The organism is Pandoraea commovens (assembly GCF_024704525.1).
Classification (GTDB): Bacteria; Pseudomonadota; Gammaproteobacteria; order Burkholderiales; family Burkholderiaceae; genus Pandoraea; species Pandoraea commovens.
In genome coordinates, this window is the sequence record NZ_CP102780.1 from 2,199,422 (window position 1) to 2,220,328 (window position 20,907).

The 20,907-nt window shown below is 62.1% G+C and carries 13 protein-coding genes; 6 read left to right on the forward strand and 7 right to left on the reverse strand.

Annotation, left to right across the window (positions count from 1 at the left end):
• Nucleotides 1–22: 22 nt before the first annotated feature.
• A complete protein-coding gene (locus NTU39_RS10365; RefSeq protein WP_257959778.1) occupies nt 23–3,748 on the reverse strand; it encodes an Mcf1 protease effector domain-containing protein in 3,726 nt (1,241 codons plus the stop codon).
• Nucleotides 3,749–5,014: 1,266 nt separating this feature from the next.
• Between NTU39_RS10365 and NTU39_RS10370 the strand changes: the two genes are divergently transcribed.
• The 6 genes from NTU39_RS10370 to NTU39_RS10395 all read left to right on the forward strand — a co-directional run bounded on the left by NTU39_RS10370 (nt 5,015) and on the right by NTU39_RS10395 (nt 15,070).
• Nucleotides 5,015–5,470 (forward strand): MaoC family dehydratase, encoded by a 456-nt coding sequence (locus tag NTU39_RS10370; RefSeq protein ID WP_150664841.1) that lies wholly within the window; start codon nt 5,015–5,017, stop codon nt 5,468–5,470.
• Between the two features lie 144 nt (nt 5,471–5,614).
• Nucleotides 5,615–6,592: a hypothetical protein gene (locus NTU39_RS10375; RefSeq protein WP_257959779.1), complete on the forward strand. Its 978-nt coding sequence runs from the start codon at nt 5,615–5,617 to the stop codon at nt 6,590–6,592.
• An 88-nt stretch (nt 6,593–6,680) separates the two neighbouring features.
• Entirely contained in the window at nt 6,681–11,687 is a 5,007-nt protein-coding gene (locus tag NTU39_RS10380; RefSeq protein WP_257959780.1) for an RHS repeat domain-containing protein, read from the forward strand.
• A 94-nt stretch (nt 11,688–11,781) separates the two neighbouring features.
• Nucleotides 11,782–12,888: a hypothetical protein gene (locus NTU39_RS10385; protein ID WP_150664844.1), complete on the forward strand. Its 1,107-nt coding sequence runs from the start codon at nt 11,782–11,784 to the stop codon at nt 12,886–12,888.
• 52 nt (nt 12,889–12,940) lie between these two features.
• A complete protein-coding gene (locus NTU39_RS10390) occupies nt 12,941–13,933 on the forward strand; it encodes a hypothetical protein (RefSeq protein WP_150664845.1) in 993 nt (330 codons plus the stop codon).
• Between the two features lie 129 nt (nt 13,934–14,062).
• Entirely contained in the window at nt 14,063–15,070 is a 1,008-nt protein-coding gene (locus tag NTU39_RS10395; RefSeq protein WP_257959781.1) for a hypothetical protein, read from the forward strand.
• A 166-nt stretch (nt 15,071–15,236) separates the two neighbouring features.
• On the opposite strand, the gene NTU39_RS10400 is transcribed toward NTU39_RS10395, so the two are convergent.
• The 6 genes from NTU39_RS10400 to NTU39_RS10425 all read right to left on the reverse strand — a co-directional run bounded on the left by NTU39_RS10400 (nt 15,237) and on the right by NTU39_RS10425 (nt 20,905).
• A complete protein-coding gene (locus tag NTU39_RS10400; protein WP_039399211.1) occupies nt 15,237–15,572 on the reverse strand; it encodes a YegP family protein in 336 nt (111 codons plus the stop codon).
• A gap of 206 nt (nt 15,573–15,778) precedes the next feature.
• Complete coding sequence (locus tag NTU39_RS10405; protein WP_150664847.1) at nt 15,779–16,471, reverse strand: glutathione binding-like protein; 693 nt, start codon at nt 16,469–16,471, stop codon at nt 15,779–15,781.
• 231 nt (nt 16,472–16,702) lie between these two features.
• Nucleotides 16,703–17,932, reverse strand: a complete 1,230-nt coding sequence (locus tag NTU39_RS10410) for an acyl-CoA dehydrogenase family protein (protein ID WP_150664848.1) — start codon at nt 17,930–17,932, stop codon at nt 16,703–16,705.
• 51 nt (nt 17,933–17,983) lie between these two features.
• A complete protein-coding gene (locus NTU39_RS10415; RefSeq protein ID WP_150664849.1) occupies nt 17,984–19,102 on the reverse strand; it encodes a phosphotransferase in 1,119 nt (372 codons plus the stop codon).
• Nucleotides 19,103–19,238: 136 nt separating this feature from the next.
• The gene (locus NTU39_RS10420; RefSeq protein WP_373275398.1) at nt 19,239–19,955 is read right to left on the reverse strand and encodes a histidine phosphatase family protein; all 717 of its coding nucleotides are present in this window, start codon (nt 19,953–19,955) and stop codon (nt 19,239–19,241) included.
• Nucleotides 19,956–20,125: 170 nt separating this feature from the next.
• Complete coding sequence (locus NTU39_RS10425) at nt 20,126–20,905, reverse strand: oxepin-CoA hydrolase, alternative type (RefSeq protein WP_150664851.1); 780 nt, start codon at nt 20,903–20,905, stop codon at nt 20,126–20,128.
• Between the last annotated feature and the right edge of the window lie 2 nt (nt 20,906–20,907).

The following is a 20,907-nucleotide window of genomic DNA, read 5'->3' on the forward strand; positions in this document are numbered from 1 at the left end:
CCGCCATCGCTTTGCTCTGATTTCACCCCCACGTCGAAATCGCCATCTCGGAAACCGCCGTTCCCCCTACGTCGACCCGGGCGAGTCGTTCCACGTCCACTCGCTTGAGGATGAACTGCATCTCGCCCAAGCCGTCGAACGCCCCGTAGAGACGCGCCAGATCGCCTCGACGCATCAACGCCCCGAACGCCTTGAGCGCGTCGCCGGTCGAGCGAAATTCGGCAACGCCGAAATTCGGATCGTAGACAACGGTGCCGGCACGCTCGACCAATATGGACATGGAATGACTCCGCGTGGTGACGAGATACGTCGCTCTGGGGGGACCGGCCGCGATCGCTTGTTCAAGCCGGTCGAGGTCGAACAGCCCGAGATGCGTTTCCGTCGCGCTGGCTTCCACGCTGGAGTGCAATCGTACGAGCTGCTCCCGAAGCGAAAGCGCCTGAGGGGATTGAGGCCATTGAACGGCACCTTCTATCGTCCGGATGAATGACGTGATTTCCCCGCGATGTTGGGCGACCGCCATCATGCGCACCAGCGGCAAGCAGAATCCGGTTCGCCCATCGGCGTTGCTTGCCGTATAGGCCATTTGCGGCAGCGGTCGGAATTCTCCGGATGCGGCGTGAATGTCGCCCGCAACGAGCCGGGCGTTGGCTGCGGCGCGCGCCGTGGCTTCGACGCGCATGACTTCTTCGACGCGGCGCGAGAGGATGCCGAGCAGGCGGGGATCGCTCGTCGCCGGATCGATGAAATCCAGCTTGAGCAGCGCCGATGGCCGCGCTTCCGGTGGCAGGTTCAACGGGCTTTTCTCCGCTTCGCTTCGGCCCGCCTGGAAGGCTTCCCGACGCCCGGCCGACGCCGCATGACGCTGCGCCGAAAGCTTCGAGCGGTATTCGACGTCGATGAAATTCAGGCTCACATCGTCATGGAACACCGTTGCTCCGACTGGTCCGTCGAGCGTGGAGTGCGCGCTGATGTCTTCGAGAATCCAATCGTAATTCGCGGTTTGCGAGATCGCGGGACCGGGCGAGCCGGGCCTGGCATGATCGATCACGTTCCAGGTTCCGCGGTTGGGAAAATAATCGACATTGAAGTAAAGCTCCCCGGAGCGCACCACCATGCCTTGTTCGCCGCGATAGAGGTTGGGCATCAGTGGATGCAGCCGCTGCGCGGAGGCGGACGCCAGAAAGGGCCGCAATTGCGCGCTTACCGTAGCGGCTGCATTCGTATACCAGCCGATGGGCAGCCCGGTCGCTCCGGAAAGCATGGCATTCCAGCCCGCACGTCGAACCGGTCGGTCGCCGAAGGCAACGGCGGTGGCGCCCATCGCGAAGGTAATCGCGGAGAGCGTGCTGGAAGTCGCACCGATGCCCGGCAACGCGGCCCCGGCGACCGCAGTAAGGCCGAATACAAAGTTGGTGGCGGCAAGCGTGTCGAGCAGCGGCGCGACGAGGCTACCGGTCAAGCTCGACGTCCGGCTATGCGTTTCTTCCTGTACGCGCGCCTTGAACAGATCAAGGTATGCGGTGAAGGGGTCGCCGGAAATGAGTGACGTCGAGAATGCCAAAGCGGGGATGATGCCTCTGCGCGGGGCAGGCATGCCGATGAGACCGGTGCGCATCGCGTTTTCACGATCGGCTTTGGAGAACGCGCTCACCAGCCGTTCGCGGGCACTCGTATCTCCGAGCTGCTCGGTGAGCCAACTGTGCAACGCCGAATGTCGATGAAACGCGATCAGATGATCCGACAGCACGCGAGGCGCATACATGAGCACCCAACCGGTGCCGAGATCCTCGAAGAGTTGAATGTCCGATTTCGCACCACCGACATGTAGCCATGACATGCGAATGTCGGGATCCGGAATCGAAGGTGTGTGCATCGGTTCCAGATTCAGCGAATAGATGCTGGCGCATCCGGCGACGCGCCGCGCGATGTCCGCCGCTGCGGGCGGCAGGCGACCTTCCTGCAGTTGTACGAAGGCCTCGATGATGAAGGCGCCCTTGAGCGACACGTACATGTTCTGCGAGTGGTCTTGCCAGAAGGTATCGAAAACGTCGGTTTGCTGATCGATGAAGGATTCGGTGTCGATGGCGTTAAGCAAAGCCTCCGGTGTCAGGTTCGGAATATTCAGTTCACGCGCATCGACGGGGTCGGCATCGTTCGAGAAGATGGTCCGAGTGCCGGGTGATAGCGCTTCGGTCTGTGCGCCGCTGACTCGGTTCGCGAGGTATTGCGTCAGCGACGACGTTTCGATCGGCGTCTCCGGACCACTCCAGTCGTAGGTCGGAAAATCGAGCGCTGTGCTCACACGCTGCCGGTAGACGTGAAGGTAAATCTGCGACGTCGTCACTACTTGACCGGTCAAGGTCATGATCAGCGCAGTCATGTAATCCTCGGTCGCGCGTGATAAATCGGGCAACGCCTCGGAGACATGGACGCGCAGTCGGCCGACCTGGTGAACCGCTTCGATAGCGCGGTGGTCGATATGCAGACGGCGTTCGCGGGGGAGCGTATCGGGAGGAAACCCAGCGGGAAAGCCTGTGTCGCCGGGCGCGGCTTCCTGCATTCCAGTGTCGAAGTCGGTGGCGTTTGCGCCGGCCAGCCATGTTGTCCAGACGGCGCTTCGCTGCCCGTCGAACAGCGCGCTGCCACCGTAGTCGAAGTCGTGGCGAATGACACTGAAGCTCGCTCTCAGTGCGAGACGGATCACATCGTCCTGCGTGGCCGGGAGCATGACCCGGCACGGGTCGTCGACGAAGCACCTGGGCTGCATATCGAGGGGAAGCCGACCGACCAGTTCCCGATAGATGACGGAGCCTTCCCCTCTGGCCAGATCCCGTTCGAGACTTAGTTCCGATTCGTATTCCCTTAGCGGAAAACCACTTCCCAGCACCGCGACAAGTATTCTCCCCGGATGATGTGTCATCCGGGCGGGATACTCCGAAATGGCAAACGCACCCGCAGGTCGGACGTGGCCTACGCCGGGTACGTCGAGGATGATCTCGTGTCCTTTGATGTTGCCGATGTACATGTCGAGGTTCAATCGACGGTGCGTGGCATCGGACGCATACGTCACGATCTGGGCCAGAACGAGACCGTCCCCGGAGATTCGTCCGGCGTTGTACTCGATGGCGGCCTGCTGCTCGAGTGCCGTTCGCGCACGCTCGTAAAGCGCCTCAACGTAATCGGCCTCGGCGCGAGGGCCTTCCAGCTGATTCAGATGGCTAAGCCAGCGCTGCCTGCACGTGTCGATGACCTTCTCGAACGCCGGGACCGTCATCTCCCTGACCTCGTCCTCGGGGACAAAGTGGTTTCTCCGCGTGCGGTCATGCCTGTAGATGCCGTAGGCGAGCGGGGTCTCCTTGATGTGGTTTTGCTTTGTCGCAAACTGTCGTGCAGCCTCGCTCAGCGTCAGCGATTCGATTAGGCCGCTACGCGCCAAGGTGCCCGGCGGTAGCCCCATTTTGGAGGGGCGGCCGAAGTATTTGAATCGATTCAGGTAAAGGAGATCGGGGTTTCGCGTGATGCCGACGTCGGCGAGGGCCGAGATCAGTTCATGATCGATGAATTGCCGTAAATCCAAAACCGGGGAAATCGCGTTGATCGTGGCTTCCCGGGTCAGGGCACGATTTTCCTGAGCGTTCGCGAGTGAGACGACCCGTCGCATCGCGGGCGAATTGTCCAACGGGGACAGTTTCTGCGGCTGTCTCTCACTCGGATGACGTGACGCCCGATGCGCCGCATGGCGCACCGGATGAGGGGGAGGCGCACCCTCCGGCGCTGGATTCGCGGTATCCGGGGGCGAGGGCGACACCGCTGCGCTCGCCGTTGCCGGAAAGCGAAGCGGATCGTAAATCGGCACGGCGTTCGTCAGTCGGTCGGTGCCCTCGGAGATCGCATGCAGACAGGCATCGACGACATCGCCGATGACTTCCCGAAATGAGAGGCTCCCGCTGTCGTCGGGCGGTACGCGGTGAGGTGCGGTCAACGGGCTCGCGATGCCGATGTCGCGCGCGATGCACGAGGCACTCGCGTAGGCGTAAAGCAAACCGGTCAACGTGCCGATGGCACCGCATCTGTCGAAGCGGAAGGTCGGCATCGTGTAACTCACCTCGTGCGCCAGTTCGCGTGCACGCTGTTCGTAATCGGACTCACTGATGTTCGGATCGAATCCGCTGCCAGCCATTCGTAACCATTGGAACGTGTCCGAGACACTCTGCGCCCAGCTTTTACCGCAGACCGCTACATGGCGATTCTCGGACTCGCCATCGCGCGAGGCGGCCCGTGTCATCGACCGCCGGATGTCCCGCAGATTCGACGGCGACGTCACACGCAGGCAGATGGTCTCCAGAGTGTCGGCGGGATGTCGTCGCGCCAAGGCGCTTTCCCATGAGAGCAGAATGCCGTGCGCCAGATCGGGTGAGGCATCGAGCGCGTCGGCCAGCACCTCGATCCCGCTGTCCAGAAACTGCGCGACTTCGGCGAGCGGGACGTTACCGAGAATCCATCGAAGGCTCGTGCTCAGTGCCGGATGGTCCTCGCAGATTTGCGTCATTCTGTCGGCCCAGTACGGCGCGTCGGAAGGCAGCGACGCAGTGAGCAGTGTTTGCAGCGAGGGTGGCCGATCAGGGGGGGACGCCGTCGAGGTGCAGGCAGGATGTGGATGCCCCGTTACGGTGGGGAGTGAGATCGGCGCTAACGGAAACTGAGTCGAGCGGATCATTTTTCGACGGCTCCTGCCTGTGAGAGGGAGATGCCTGCGCTGGAGCAGGGCTGCGAGGGCTGAAGGCAATGGCGTTCATGGTGAGTGCGCCAACAGCGCACGCACTTTCAGGTATCGCTTGTCGATTACGGGGAGACATGGGGGGCGGTGCGGCGTACAACGTGTGCGCGGGAGAGGCGCGTGCAGTCATGCATAATGTCCCTCACGCGCGGCGATTTTCAGTGCCTATCGCATCTCAGGAATGGCCGGAATTGCTCGAATCCACTCGGACTATTCGCACAGCGGGAGGTTGGCATGGCAACGCTTGAGTACTACCTTGAGGACTTCGCAGTCGGTGACACCTTCGACCTCGGCGAATACACGTTCACGGCTGACGAGATCGTCCAATTCGCGCGTCAGTTCGATCCTCAGCCGTTTCACGTCGACGAAGCCGCAGGACGCGAATCGCACTTCGGTGGGTTGGTCGCCAGCGGTTGGCATACGTGTAGCATCATGATGCGGATGAATGTCGATAAGTTGCTGTCGCGCTCATCGAGCATGGGTTCGCCAGGCGTGGAGCAGATTGAATGGCTCAAGCCGGTGCGCCCCGGCGACACGGTGACGGTCACGAGCAGCACGCTCGAAGTGCGTGCGTCGAAGAGCCGCCCTGATCGCGGCATCGTGCGTCAGCTGTGGACCGCAACGAATCAGCATGGCGAAGAAGTGTGCCGTTTTCGCGGGACTGGGCTGTATCTCAAACGTCCGGCCTGAGCGACGTACTCAATCGGTGTAGACAGGCGGCGACCCGATGTCGCCGTTTTTTTTTGTCTCTTCGACTTTCCGGCGCTTCGCCATTGTCGACGGTGCTGCAGCGCGGCCGTCGACTGTCAAGGTTGACAGGTGTAGCTGACGAGAATGGCGCCTAACATTCATTTCACACTTCTTGTGTCGGAGGTTGAGATGAATGCAAGCACCCGAGCGTCCGCCATCGAGACCTTCGAGCTGAAAATCACGTCCGGCACGGAGCGTCTCTACAACAATGGGTTGAGTCAGGTACGGATCGAGATCACGATCGAGTCGGATGTCGCGCTGACGCCAGAGGAACGAGACAGTCTGCGATTGGTCGATGCTGGCACACGTCAGTTGATTCCTGTGGTCATTGATTCGAACGTGCCGGTTACCAGCGGCTGGGGGGCATCCACGCAGAAAAACGACTACGACTTTTGCCCACCAGGGGCGGCAGGGTCAGAGCCGGTGGCGTCCGAGACGCTCCATCGGTACGTGCAGACGGCCGACTTTGCCAATGCCCGCAAGAGCATCGGGGCACGCATTACGGTGTCCAAAATCGATGTGTACTCGATGGACCGGACGGGTGACAAAGGGGAAGTCGACGTCGTGCCGGTGCAGTTCGAGCGGCCGGGTTTGGCTGCCTGGAAAGTGGAGTGGGACAACCCGAACAGTTTTGAAGTGGGTCCCAATATCAAGGTGAAAATCTACCATCTCGGCATGGTCGATAACGGTCGGCGCTATGCCATCCACAGCATTGATGTCGCGCCGGATAGCTGGGCAAGCACGTTCCGATGGTTGTCGCCCAACTCAACGACGGGGGCATTCTGCGGTTACGCGCCGCCACCCGACGAGAAAACGCAGCAGCAGCGTTTCATCTACTCCCATACACAGCACATGGGAGATTACCGGCCCGACACCAACAATTACGCCCGCGCCGACTGCGCGTCGGTGGCGTTCGTCTCGCGCGTGGGTGGGCTTCCGTGGGCGGGGGCGGTCAACAATCTGGGCTCCATTTACATCGTGCGCGACAAATACGGAACGACCCATCGTTTGCGCGTCAACATTTCGACGTCGCTCGACCAGATGGATCTGACGCAAGCCTGATGCCGCGGCGATGTCCGGTATTCAGGTGTCAGCGCCGGGTCCTACATTGCGATCCTCACCGCGCACTTGCCATCGCAAGGAGTCCGATATGGACGAGCCAGTTCGTGAACGTTCTCAGGCGGACCACAACGCGCTGTATTCCGGGGCACAAAGTTTTCTGAGCTTCCTCGAAAAGGGTGTGGACCCGCGAACCGGCGTCTACACCGTTCGCGTTGCGTTGCCCCCTATATCCATGAATGCGTTGGCAGGACCGGAGCTGAAACTCTCGCTCGGCTTTGATCCGTTGCAGAACGTCGACGTCGGACTCGGTCGGGGCTGGAGCTGGGGCTTCTCGCAACTGCAACCCGCCGCCAAGCGTTTGCGACTGTCGGACGGTGAGACGCACCTCGCGATCATGACGGATGCGAGCATTACGCTCCCCGACCAGAAGCTGCCCACCGCCATCATAGAGAAGCACGCTACGCGCGTGGTGGTGACCTATCGTTCGGGGCAACGCGAGATTCTGGAACCCTTCCGGCCGTCGGATCCGCTCACCCCGTGGGTGCCGGTGGAGATCGTGTCGCCGCACGGGCGATCGGTGTACCTGACGTGGCAGGCGTTCGAGGGTGAGCCGGCACTGGCTACGATGCGCGATCAGGACCGTGGGGAGTTGCTGCGCGTGACACGCACGGGGCTGGCCGTTTCCATCACGGTCGCCGGGCCGATACCGGTCGTCTATGAGATGACGCTCAGCGGCGACCTCGTGTCTTCGATCCGCCTCCCGCTCCCCGGTCAGCCCAGATGGGTGTTCAACTACGAACGTCTGACCGATGCCGATCTCGCGTTCCTCACCGAGGTGAGGTCGCCGACCGGAAGTGTAGAGAGGATGGCTTACAGAACGGACGGCCATCGCTTTCCGTCGCGCTCGAACGAAGCACCGGGCACGCCACCGTCCCATCTTCCTTACGTGGTGCGCCATGTGATCGACCCGGGTGCCGATCAGCCTTCGCGCGTGACGACGTACACCTTCTCGACGAACAATTTCCTAGGCTATGGCGCGGGTGTCGACTGGGAAGATGCCTCCGACGGGCTTTACAAGGTCAGGACAGATTATCGCTATTGGTCGACCGAATCGCAGATCGACGAATCCGTCGAGCCACCGCGGGTGCTGGGCACGGTGTACCGCGAGTTCAATCGCTTTCACCTGCTCATGGAGGAACGGCGCGAAGAGGACGGTTGCGAACAAACCACGTTGAATACCTATCACGACGTGACGGGCGCGCCCTATGACGAACAGCCTGCCATTGTGCAATTGCCAAAAGTGGAGATCGTGCGCTGGCGTCGCGACGGGGTGGCGCGCGACGAGATCACGACCCACCGGTATGACACGTGGGGTAACCCCATCGAGGTCGTTATGCCGGACCGTGTCACTGAGCTGACCGAGTACTACGATCCTGCTGGCGAGGACGGATGCCCGCCCGACCCCGTGTGGAAGACCCCGCGCTCTGTGAAGTCGCGCACGATGGTGCCGGGTGAACCGACGCCTCGCGCCCCCGGCATGAAGCCGACAGCACTGGCGCCGACGCGGGTTCAGCAATTTCGGTACGCGAGCTATCCGTCGCTCGTATCCGGTGCGGCCGATTTTCTGGCCGTGAGTGAGCAACGGCAACTGGCGGATGGAGATGTTTTCGACGAGGTGTCGTTCGCGTACTTCAATAATCCGACGTCGGCGCTGTTGCATGGGCGCGCACGTCAGCGTGCGCAGACCCTCATCGGGCACACGACTACGACCGACTACACCTATGCGAAGGCGAACGACGAACTGGTGACGACGCGCAGGCAGCATACCGATTTCGACGACACCGATAGTACGACCATCACGCATACGTCGATTCACACCGGACTGGACACCCTTGTGCAGGGCAACGATGCAATCGTCGTGACGCAATATGACGTGCTTGGCCGGGTGGTCGAGGAATCGACGACGCCGACATCGGGAGATACCACCTACACCGCCACGTTGCGGCATGTATATACGCTCATGGGCGAAACCGGTGGTGTGGTGTCGCAGCAGACAACCCGCGATTCGGGCATCGTCGATACCGCCTACTTCGATGGCACCGGATTGACCGTGCGTACCACACGAAGCGACCCAGACATCGCCGGAGGTGATGTGCTGGAGGTGATGCGATACGAGTTCGACACGCGTGGCCGCAAGATTCAAAGCACGACGACCGATCGCATTGAGGGTGAGCCGCTGGTTACCACCATGCACTTCGCCTACGACGGATGGGGACGTTGCTGTGCCGTCACGCGACCGGACGGCGTGATCGAACACGACGAGTGGAATGCCGTGACGCAAACGGAGACAAGTTGGCTCGAGGGCGGCGAGGAACGTTCCGGGGTCACAGCGCGTACGTACAACAGATTTGCCGAGATCGAAAAGGAGACACGCACCGATACGTCGCGGAGTCTGGTGAGTCAATGGACCTTCGCCTACGACGGATTGGGCCGTCGCGTCAGCGCGCTCGACTCGTCACGCAGAGAGACGACGTACACCTACGACTTTGCGGATCGTACGAGCCACGTCGATCTCGGCGATGGTGATACGTTCGACTACGCCTACGCACCGCATTCGCTCGACAACAGCGCGACACAAGTGTGTGTGAACGGCACCGAGGTCGGGGCTCGCACGTTCGATGGTCAGATGCGCGTTACCGACCAGACGGTAGGAGGGCGCACTACGAGCTGGTCGTTCCAGCTCGATCGCAGGCATCCGACAGAACAGACCAACGCCGCGGGACAGAAGCTGACTTTCACGCTCAATCCCTCGCTGACCGAGGTGCCTCGACAGCGTGTGGCGGGAGCTGTGCAAACCGATTACGGGCATGATCCGAACACTGGATTGCTCGTGGGGGCATCGCTTGCAGGAGCCACCTATGGTTGCGAGCGCTACGCAACCGGTTTTCCTCATATCGAAACGTGGACAGACGAGGCGGGCGAACGTCAGTCGACTTACGAATGGACTTCGCTCGGTCTGCCTGCCTCGTGTGAGGATGCTGCGGGCAACATCCATTGCTATCGCTACAACGCGTCCACCGGGCAGTTGATGGAGTACACCTGTGGCGATGTTGTCGTGGAGTATTTATGGAACCCGCTTGGCCGATTGTGCAAACAGACCGTGCGGCAGGCCGGTACGTTGCGTCTGACGACAACGCTCGGATACGACGACTTCGGTCGCGAGACGTCGCGTGAGACGATTGCGCCGGGGCGCACCGCGCTCGTGCTGACTCAGGGGTACAACGATCTCGATTTGCTGGTCAACCGCACGCGTACAGAGGGCGGCACGCTGCGATTGAGGGAGGGGATGGCCTACGACCGGCGCGACCGGCTCGAGGCCTACTACACCGAAGGGCCCGAAAGTGCTCCCGATCCACACGATCCTTCACAACGGATTTCGGTGCAGCAGTGGAAGCACGACGCTTTCGACAATGTGGCCGAAATCCTGACGTGGCACTACGGGGTGAGCACGCCCGCCGCGGTGACGTTTCACTTCGAAAGCGACGACGATCCTACTCTGCTCACGGCGTTCGAGCGGCGTGGTTACGGTGCTGCGGATGGGCGTTTCACGCTTGGCTACGACGCGGCAGGTCGCGTGACCGACGACGGCCTGGGCAACACCTACACGTACAACGAGCAGGATCAGATGATGTCCGCCCAGCGTAGCGGACAGGCACCGACCGAGTATGGCTACAACCCGCTCGACGAACAGTCGGTCGTCGCGCAGGCGGGCCAGCCGACGCGTCGACGGATATTCCGCCGCAACCGGTTGGCCGTGGAAGTGCAGGGCACGCTCACGCGTAGTTATCTCGACGGCACCGGGGGCACGCTGGACTCCGCAGGACAGTTGCTGGCGTACGCCACCGATACCAAGTCGAGCGTGATGGAAGTGCACTCGGGCAGCGACGCGACGCGGGGTATCGTGTACTCCCCAAGCGGGTATCGTCGCGCCGATGTCCCGGACGGCGTTCCCGGTCAGGATGGAGAGATTGTCGATCCGGCGACACAGGGTCTCTGGCTGGGCAATGCACGATTGTATTCCCCGGTGCTGTGTCGCTTTCTGGTGCCCGATACCGATGTCCCGTTCGACGGCGGCGGCGTCAACGCCTACGCGCGCCTTGATCCGCTCAACTCGATCGACCCGTCCGGACACATCCCGTCGTGGCTGGGTGGGATTATCACGGCGTTGACCGCCGTGATAGGCATCGTGGCCACTATCTATTCGGCGGGGCTGCTGACGCCGTTAACCAGTGCAATGGTGACAACGACGGCGGGGGCGACGGCAGGCGCAGGCGCCGTGGCGACGGGAACATCGGCGGCTGTAGGGGTCGGCGTGCCAGCCGCAACTGCCGCGACATCGAGCGCTTCGCTCGCCACCACCATATCCGCGAACTTCGCCGCGCTGGGCACGGTGTCGCAGATGTCGCTTATCAGCACCACGAGCGTCAATGCGGCGATCTTTGGACTCGGCACGGGGAGCGCTGCCGCGGCGGCTGACGGGAGTGACGATCTTTCGGCCCAATTGGGCCTTGCGGCGACCGTACTAGGCGCTTTCGACATTATCGCGGGTTTCGGATTTGCCTTCGCCAACGCACGCGTGGCAGCGCGTGCAGCGAATCTTGCCGAGGACGGCACACGAGGCACTCTGACGGGAAACGATTCGGTGCTGAGTCGACCGGCGAGCAGGTCCAGGTCCAGTACGCCGACAGGCAATGCCGGCGGCAGCGGGGCCAGCGGTTCTCGCAGCACAAGCGGTTCTCCGCCTCCGATTCGCTCGTTATCTAGGTTGAGTAGGATCAGCGAGGAATCTGAGTGGTCGATCAGCTCTTTGTCAAGCGGGCCACGCTCGCCTTCGCCCCCTCCAGTACCAAACGTCAACGCCTTCATGTTGACCCAAATGGCCGGCCACACAGCGGCAGTCGTCGCACGCTCCCAGTCGGGATCCCGTGCGACTTCTCCGACGAGCAACGGAGGTTCGCCCACGAGCTCGGTGCGTTCCCGCGCGTCCGACCTCCCGCGTGTGATTCAAGTGCATTACAAGCGGGACCGGAACTGAACTCAAGCGTGCCGCCAGCGCACAGTCCGGTTCGTGCGCCACACGTACGTCGTGCCATTGCCATTCGCGCAAATCAGGATGGGGAGGTGTTGAAATGACTATCGACCATCGCCGGACGGCGCCCGATGCCGCGATACCGTACTTTGCATTTCGCGTCGATGTGGAGGTCGACGCGAACGGTGTCACCGACGAATATCTGGCAGATCACGGTGACATGTTGCCTGCGGACACGCAGATGTTCCCGCCGTTTTCCGCACCAGGTGACATGTTGTTCTGCACGATCAATGGCGTGGACATCGTGGCGATGACACGCCCCCTGAGCGCCGACGATGTCGGGAAAGCGATCGTCGTGAACTTCCCTGGCGAGGTTCTGCGAGCGCTGGCACCGGGCGAGTATGTGTTCACGTATCGATGCGAGCGTCCGAACGGCGAGGTCATCGGTGTGTCGGCGGACAAGTCGATCCTCGTCGATCTGACGCCGACGCTCACGCTATTAGCCCCGCAAGTGGAAAACGGGGACGACGGCTTTCTGAACCCAATGCTCGCGCTGCAAGGCGCCCGCGTCCGGGTGCGCTATCAGGGCATGCAAGCGGGCCACCGGGTACAAGTTCACTGGCATGGCACGGTTGGCGACGGCACGATCGAGACGGCTTTCGAGACGGTCCCCGAGCCTGTGCCCGAATTCCTCTCTTTCGACATTGCCCCGGCGGTCATTGCGGCCAATGTCGGCTTGTCGTCAGACGTGAGCTATGTGGTGTCGCGCGCCGGTGGAGATCAGACGAGTCCGGTGCTGTCGCTGGGCGTGTTGCCGTTCAGGCCGACCGACATGCGGGTGCCGCAATTGCCGGATCTTGCGGGCAGCGATCGCATCGAGCCCGACAAGTTGCCGAACGGTGCCCAGGTGCTGCTTCAGCCCTGGCACCTCGCCTTCGAGCGCCAGCAGTTATGGCTTTGGTGCGAGGGCGAACACGAGGACCGGCCTGGTGAGACATATCAGTTATTTCTCAAGGACGGACATCGGGTCACGGCGACGGAGGCGCGGGAGGGCTTCGATGAACGGATTCCTGCATCGTGGCTTGCACCACTGGCCCACGGCTCGCGCCTGAGCGTCAACTATCAGGTCGGATTCCACGATCAGGGACGACAGGACGGATGGCGTGTGTCGTTCGAGGTGATCAACCCGGCACGCAAGACGTTGTGACGTTGCGGGCACGGAGATCGCGAAGGGACTGGGTCAAAGACGGAGGTGTGTGATGCGAGCAATCCAAAACAAGTGTTGGTCTCGGATTTTGCGGGCCGTTTCGATGTTTGTGGTGGGCGCGTGGCTGTTGACGGCGTACCAGGGCGTGGCGAGTGCGGTCGACTTGGCGCCGGACGGGCCCGTCCAAATCACCGGCGCGGCTGCGATCTCGATGATGCAGGGGGTGCCGCAGCACGACCATGCTTTACCCACGATCACGATGTGGCAGAAGAACGCTGACAAGCCGTGCTCGTTCAGTTTGTATGACGGACAGCAAATCAATTTCAAGGACAATTCGGCGTGTCCGAACGACGAACACTACTACTTCAGCATTTCGGGCGCGCATGAGGGGATGTGGCTGGAGATTCAGAACAACCCGGATTGCGGCAACAATGAGTCGTACGCGTTCTACAAGGTGTCGTTTCAGGACCAGCAGGTCGGCGATATCGGGCAGACCGTCGTTCAGCTCTCGCAGCAAAAGGATGTGGGCACGCGGTTGCTCGACGGCAACGGCAAGCCCTACCTGCTAGCCGATGGATGGCGCGGCAGTAATCCATTGCCAGGAGCGGTGTCGTGCGTGAAGGTGGGGCAATTGTTGCCCGACGGGCCATTACAGTTCCGCTCAAAGAAATTCCCGAATGAATGTCTCGGGTTTCGAGGTTTTGACACGGTACGTGTTGGGACTCGCAACTGCGATGACAGTGACATCCAGCATATGCTGTACTTCTTGTCTCTATCGAGCGGTGGTGGGATTCCCTACGCGACCTGGAGAACTCGGACCAAAGACTTCATCCCCGCTATTTACAAGGACAGCGCGGGGTCGGCATCGATTCTCTACAGTGGCGTGAGTAATCAGATGCCCCGTTACGGTGAGGACGGACGGTTCCGTGTCGGCGATGAATGCCTCTATGTCATCACCTTGGGCTACACGGCATTTCGCAAATGCCAGGGGACGATCGATGAGGTATTCGACAAGGTAAGGTACACCAAAGGCGTGCCGAAATGATGAGCCGGAGCCTTTGTCCGCAGAGGAACAAATGACACGCGACGCTGGCATCTCGTCTGCACGAACGCGACACGCCAGCGTCTCTCACAACCTGATCGCGCAGCGTCGAATTAGAGAGGGAGGTGCGTGATGCGAAAAATCCAGGAAAAGTGTTGGTCTCGGATTTTGCGGGCCGTTTCGATGTTTGTGGTGGGCGCGTGGCTGTTGACGGCGTATCAGGGCGTGGCGGGTGCGGCCGACTCGGCGTCGGGTGCCGCGACCGGAGCAATCACCGGCGCGGCTGCGACGTCGAAGCTGGAGGCGGTGCCGCAGCACGATCACGCCTTACCCACGATCACGATGTGGGAAGCGAACGGCGAAAAGCCGTGCTCGTTCAGCTTATACGACGGAGAGAAGATCAATTTCAAGCAGAACTCGTCGTGTCCGAACGACGAGCACTACTTCTTCAGCATCCAGGGGGCGCATGAAGGGATGTGGCTGGAGATTCAGAACAACCCGGATTGCGGCAACAACGAGTCGTACGCGTTCTACAAGGTGTCGTTTCAGGACCAGCAGACCGGCGAGATCGGCAAGACCGTAGTTCAGCTCTCGCAGCAAAAGGATGTGGGCACGCGGTTGCTCGACGGCAACGGCAAGCCCTACCTGCTAGCCGATGGATGGCGCGGCAGTAGTCCATTGCCGGGAGCGGTGTCATGCGTGAGGGTGGGGCAGTTGCTGCCCGACGGGCCGTTCCGGTATCGCTCGAAGACGATTCCGGACAAATGTGTGCTCAACGGATCCCTCACCAACTTTTTGACGGTGAGGCTGGGCAATTGCGATGACCCGACAGCAGCCTTCTACAGCACGCTTTCCTCAGGCACACCGATAATCTATGCGGCGTGGATTCCGCGTACCAAGACGTTCACTCCGGCACTTGGTCTGGATGCGCAGTTTAGTGGTGTGTTGCGTGTGCGAGTCACGCCGGACAGGCAGGTCAGGCCGCTTGAATTCGGCAGTGATGGGCGCTTCCGATACCAAATCAACTGCGTATTTGCCCACCCCCCGGCTTCGCTTTTCACGCGAGATTGTTCAGGTTCAGTTCCAGACGACGAAGTGTTTATCCGCGAGCGGGTGGTGCCCTTGCGTGGCACCCAATGACAAGGCATCCGATCTTCGATGCATCTGTCAGTGCGCATGACGAGGCGATATTCACCAAGGAGTGACGGGGACCAGGGGCATCATGATGGGACTAACGTGGCGTGACGACGTGACAATGTGATGCGCCCTCGCATTGGCGCGTCACGCAGGTTAGCCGCACAAGTCGTCAATGCGACAGGTCGCTCACCGAAGCCGCTGGTGCATCTCGCTTGACCTGGGTAATGCCGTCCTCCATCTGCTCGGCGGTCGAGAACATCTGGCTCTGGCCGATGATCTCGCCGTTGCGCGCCTTGAGGACGAAGTAGGGGCGCCCGGAAGTCGACGTCTTGCGCTCGAACCGGTGATCTTCAGCGGAATTCTTGCGAACGGACTCGATGCCGTTCTGCGCTGACGCGCGCGCCTTGTACGTCTCGGAGGAAAGGATGGTATGCCCGCTGTCGCCCAGCAGGTGAAAGTGGAATTCACCATTGGGGCTGCGCTTGAGTTCGAACTTGCCTGACATTTGTGGATCTCCCGGATCTTCCAATGGCCAGCGGCGAGGGACTGCGAACTGCAAGTGACGCTGGCTGAGCGCCGCGTCGAAGAATGCGCCTAGATTAGCACCGCCAGCGCTTTGGCGAAACCGCACTTTGTTTCGAAGTGTAAACCACTTTGAGTGACAGTCCGCCGAACGGCCCGGGACGCCGCCGTTCGACGGTTTTGCGGCGTTCAGCGGCGAGCGTATTGCGTCGCGCCGAAGAGCATTTCGCGGGCTTTGTCGTCCTGAAGCGGCTTGCGGGCGTCGGCGAGCACCTTGATGCCGCGTTGCACCGCCGGGCGCGCTTCAATGGCTTCGAACCACTTCTGCACGTTCGGGAAGTCCGACAACTCCACACCCTGATTCTTCCACGAGCGCAGCCACGGCCAGATGGCAATGTCCGCCACGGTGTACATGTCGCCCGCGACGTACGGATGATCGCCAAGACGCTTGTCGAGCACGCCGTACAGACGTCGCGCTTCGTTGGTGTAGCGCTTGATCGCATAGTCGATCTTCTCGGGCGCATAAATCCGGAAGTGGTGCGCCTGACCGAGCATCGGCCCCACGCCGCCCATCTGGAACATCAGCCATTCGAGCGTCTCGTACTTGCCGCGCACGTCTTCCGGCAGGAAGCGACCGGTCTTGCCTGCGAGGTAGAGCAGGATTGCGCCGGATTCGAACAGGGAGATCGGTTTGCCGTCCGGGCCGTCTTCGTCGACGATGGCCGGGATCTTGTTATTCGGCGAGATGGCGAGAAATGCGTCCTTGAACTGGTCGCCCGCACCGATATCGACGGCGTGTGCGTGATAAGCCAGCCCGCATTCTTCGAGCATGATGTGGACTTTGTGGCCGTTGGGCGTGGCCCAGGAGTAGACCTGAATCAATTGCGGCTCCTCAGGGAGGCGTCGAGCGACGCCGGCGGATCACGTCGTGCGTGGGTCGCTCAGGCGGCTCCGGAGGCACGGTGATGGCGCAAATGGCAAACGGGCCGGGAGGGCGGCACCGTCCCCCCGGGGAAAACTGCCGGGAAATTACACCACAGAACGTTTTTCCCTGCCGGGCGCCGGTTCGGCGGTGTCCGGCAGACCTCGCCCGGCTCAACCGAGTGATCGCCGTCACTCGGCCGTGATGTTGGGATACTTCGCCAATTCCAGCTTTGCGATGGCGTTGCGATGGACTTCGTCGGGGCCGTCCGCGAAACGCAGGGTGCGGGCGCTGGCGTATGCATAAGCGAGCGGAAAATCGCCGGAAAGACCCGCCGCCCCGTGCGCCTGAATCGCCCAGTCGATGACCTGACACGCCATGTTCGGTGCGACGACCTTGATCATCGCGATTTCCGCGCGCGCGGCCTTGTTGCCGACCGTATCCATCATGTAGGCCGCCTTGAGCGTGAGCAGACGGGCCTGTTCGATCAGGCATCGCGCCTCGCCGATGCGCTCGCGTGTGACGCCCTGCGCCGCAATCGGTTTGCCGAACGCCACGCGCGAAAGCGTGCGCTGGCACATCAGCGACAGGGCGCGCTCCGCCAGCCCGATAAGCCGCATGCAGTGGTGGATACGGCCCGGCCCGAGCCGTCCCTGTGCGATTTCGAAGCCGCGTCCTTCGCCGAGCAGCAGACTGCTTGCGTGCACGCGCACGTCGTCGAGCACGATCTCCATATGACCATGCGGTGCGTCGTCGTAGCCGAAGACCGTAAGCGGACGTACGCGTGAGACGCCCTTCGCGTCGGCCGGAATCAGGATCATCGACTGCTGGGCGTGTTTCGGGGCGTCGGGATCGGTCTTGCCCATCACGATGTAGAGCGCGCAGCGTGGATCGCCAGCCCCCGTCGACCACCACTTGCGGCCATTGACGACATAATCGTCACCGTCGCGACGGATACGGCACTGCACGTTGGTGGCATCGCTCGATGCGACGTCCGGCTCCGTCATCAGAAATGCCGAACGGATCTCGCCGCGCAGCAGCGGTTCCAGCCATTGCGCCTTTTGGGCGTCAGTCGCGTAACGCTCGAGCGTCTCCATGTTGCCGGTGTCGGGCGCATTGCAGTTGAAGACCTCCGGCGCCCAGGGCACCTGTCCCATGATCTCGCACAACGGTGCGTACTCGACGTTGGTCAGGCCTGCACCGCGCCCTGAGTCGGGCAGAAACAGGTTCCACAGTCCGGCTTGCTGCGCGAGTGGTTTGAGACGTTCGATGACTTGCGAGGGCTGCCATGCGTCACCGTTATGACGGGCGATCTCGATCTCTTCGAGATAACGCTGCTCGTTCGGAAAGATGTGCTCGTCGAAGAACGCTGAAAGACGCGAGCGCAACGCGTCGACTTTCGGGCTGTAGCTGAAATTCATGAGATCTCCGTGCGGTGACTGTCTGCTGAATCGGGACGCGTCGGCGCGTGGTCAGGCATCGCGCAAGCGCGTCGCGTTCGTTGCACGCTGCGCATATGTCCAGGCGAGTTCGGCCATCGGGCGAGCGCGCTTGCCAGCGTCCAGCGCCTGTTGGCTCGCGGCTGTGCCGTCGCTCACGCGCTTCATGATGCCTTGCAGAATCGCTGCGATGCGGAACATGTTGTACGCGAGATAGAAGTGCCATTGCGCAGGCGGAACGATGCCCGTGCGCTCGCTGTATCGACGGATGTAGACGTCTTCATCCGGAATGCCGAGGGCTTTCCAGTCGAGCCCGGCGATGCCGCGGAACACCCCGGGGCTGACATGCCACGCCATGCAGTGATAGCTGAAGTCCGCAATCGGGTCCCCCAGCGTCGACAGTTCCCAGTCGAGGACAGCGAGCACGCGCGGCTCGCTCGGATGGAAGATCAGGTTGTCGAGACGGAAGTCGCCGTGGACGATAGTGGTGCGTTCGGGGGTGTCCGGCGTGCTGACCGGCAGATGGGCGGGCAGCCACTCGATGAGCCGGTCCATCGCGTCGATGGGTTCCGTCTCCGACGCGCGGTACTGTTTGCTCCAGCGCGCGATCTGACGCGCGATGTAGTCCCCCGGTTTGCCATACGATTCGAGACCGGCAGCCCGGTAATCGACACGATGCAGCGCTGCGATGACGCGATTCATTTCGTCGTAAATCTCACCGCGCTGCGTCGCCGTCATGCCCGGCAACGACGGATCCCACAGCACCCGCCCATCCACGAAGTCCATGACGTAGAACGCCAGTCCGATGACGCTTTCGTCCTCGCATAGGCCCCGCATGCGGGCCACAGGTACGTCGGTGCTGGCGAGCGCGTCCATCACGCGGTATTCGCGTTCGATGGCGTGCGCTGAGGGGAGAAGCTTCGCCGCCGGGGCCGGTTTGGTGCGCAGCACGTACGCGGCCGAGGGCGTGGTGAGACGGTAGGTCGGATTGGACTGGCCGCCGTTAAACTGCGTGAGCGTCAGCGGCCCGGAGAAGCCCTCGACGTTGGCGCTCAGCCAGCGCTCAAGTGCGGCGGTGTCGAACGGCGCACGACTGCCCAGCGCCCGTTCGCCTGCAAATGCGGAAAAGTCCTGTACAAGCTCCTCGGCCATGCTGTCTCCTGCATTTCCGGTGCTGCGTTGATCGAGACTGATTCGTGGGTTCGGCTTTTGCTGTTGTACGGCGACGTTCGATAAAACGCGATGGGCCGGAGATGTCCCGGCCCGGAATGACGATGACGCGCGTCGTTTAGCCGCGTTGGCGCGTACGGACGAACGACGCGAAAATCTTCTCCATGACCGTGAGCCGGTTATCGCGATGCAGCGGCTGCGGCGGGGCGAAGTTCATGAGGCGCACCACCCAGTCCTGCGGCTTGTCGCCGACGTCGAGCGCGTTGATGCACGCGGGCGTCTGGGCGAGCTGGCCGAGGAAGAGGCGTCCCAGCGGATGCAGGGCATGCGACAGAATCGCGCGATTCACGCCACCGTGCAACACCAGCAGCACGGTGTCCCACGACTTATCGGCGCGCAGCTCCGCGATCGGCGGCACCACGCGATCGAGCAGTTCGCGCACCGATTCGCCGTTCATGAAGCGTGTGCCTTCCGGCACCAGACCGTCGAACGCGCTGAGAAACGCCTGTGCCAGTTCGGCAGGGGGCAGGTCGGAGATCTTGCCCGCGCGGATTTCCTGCCAGCACGGCCACGTCTCGATTTCGACGTCCTGTCCGGTTTCTGCGAGCACGCGCTCGGCGGTCTCACGCGTGCGCGGCAGGCCGCTCACGATGACCCGGTCAAAGCGGATGTTCTCGGCGGCGAAGGCACGTCCGGCGGCGCTGGCCTGCGAGCGTCCCAGCTCATTGAGCGGGACGGCGTCTGCATCGATCGGGTGGCCGCTGTCGTCGAAATACGTGACGTCGCCGTGACGCATCAGATAGATGCGGCGACGTGCCGAGGGCGTGAAGGTCAGCGGACCGGTCTGGGCACCGAGTTGACCGAGTGAACTCATGCGAGGGTTCTCCTGAACGAATGCGGGCAGCGGACTAGCAGGCTAGCGAGCCTTGAAGGCCAGGGGCTGCCGCAGGGCATAGAGAGAGGGCGTACGCCGGTGGGCGGGTACGCTCTCTGCGGGTACGCGTTTCAGGGGTATTTTGCCGGACGTTTTTCAAGGAAGGCACTGATTCCTTCCAGACCGTCGGCATGGTGCAGCGAAGCGACGAAATTATCGCGCTCGGCACCGAGTTGCGAGGTCAGCGTTTCGCTGGCGCCGCTGTCGATGAGCGATTTGATGCGGCCGACGGCGTTCGGCGACAGTTGCGCCAGATCCGTCGCCCAGTTCAGTGCTTCGGCGCGGGCTTGTCCGGGCGCAACGACCCGGTTGACGAGTCCTGCGGTGGCGAGTCGCGCGGCCGACACTGGCTTACCTTCGAGGAGGATTTCGGTGGCGAGCGGGCGGGGCAGAGCCTGCGAGAGGAACCACGAACCGCCGCCGTCGGGCGTGAGGCCGACTTTGACATACGCCATCACGAACTTGGCATTGTCGGCGGCGACGAGCAGATCGCAGGCAAGCGCGAGCGAGAAGCCCGCCCCGGCGGCCGCGCCTTCGACGGCGGCGATGATCGGCTTCGGACACGCACGCAGCGCCTCGATCCATTCGGCCAGCGCGTCGATGCTGGCGGCCTGCACCGACGGATCTTTCTGACGATTTTCCAGCAGGCGGTTCAGATTCCCGCCCGCGCAGAAGAAGTTGTCGGCCCCGGTGATCACGACGGCGCGCACGGAGGCGTCGCGCTCGGCCGTGGCCAGCGCTTCGACGCCAGCGGCGTACATGTCCGGATGCAGGGCGTTACGCGCGCCGGGATTGGACAGCGTCAGCACCAGCGTCTGGTCGACGCGTTCGGCGAGCAGTTCAGCAGCCATGA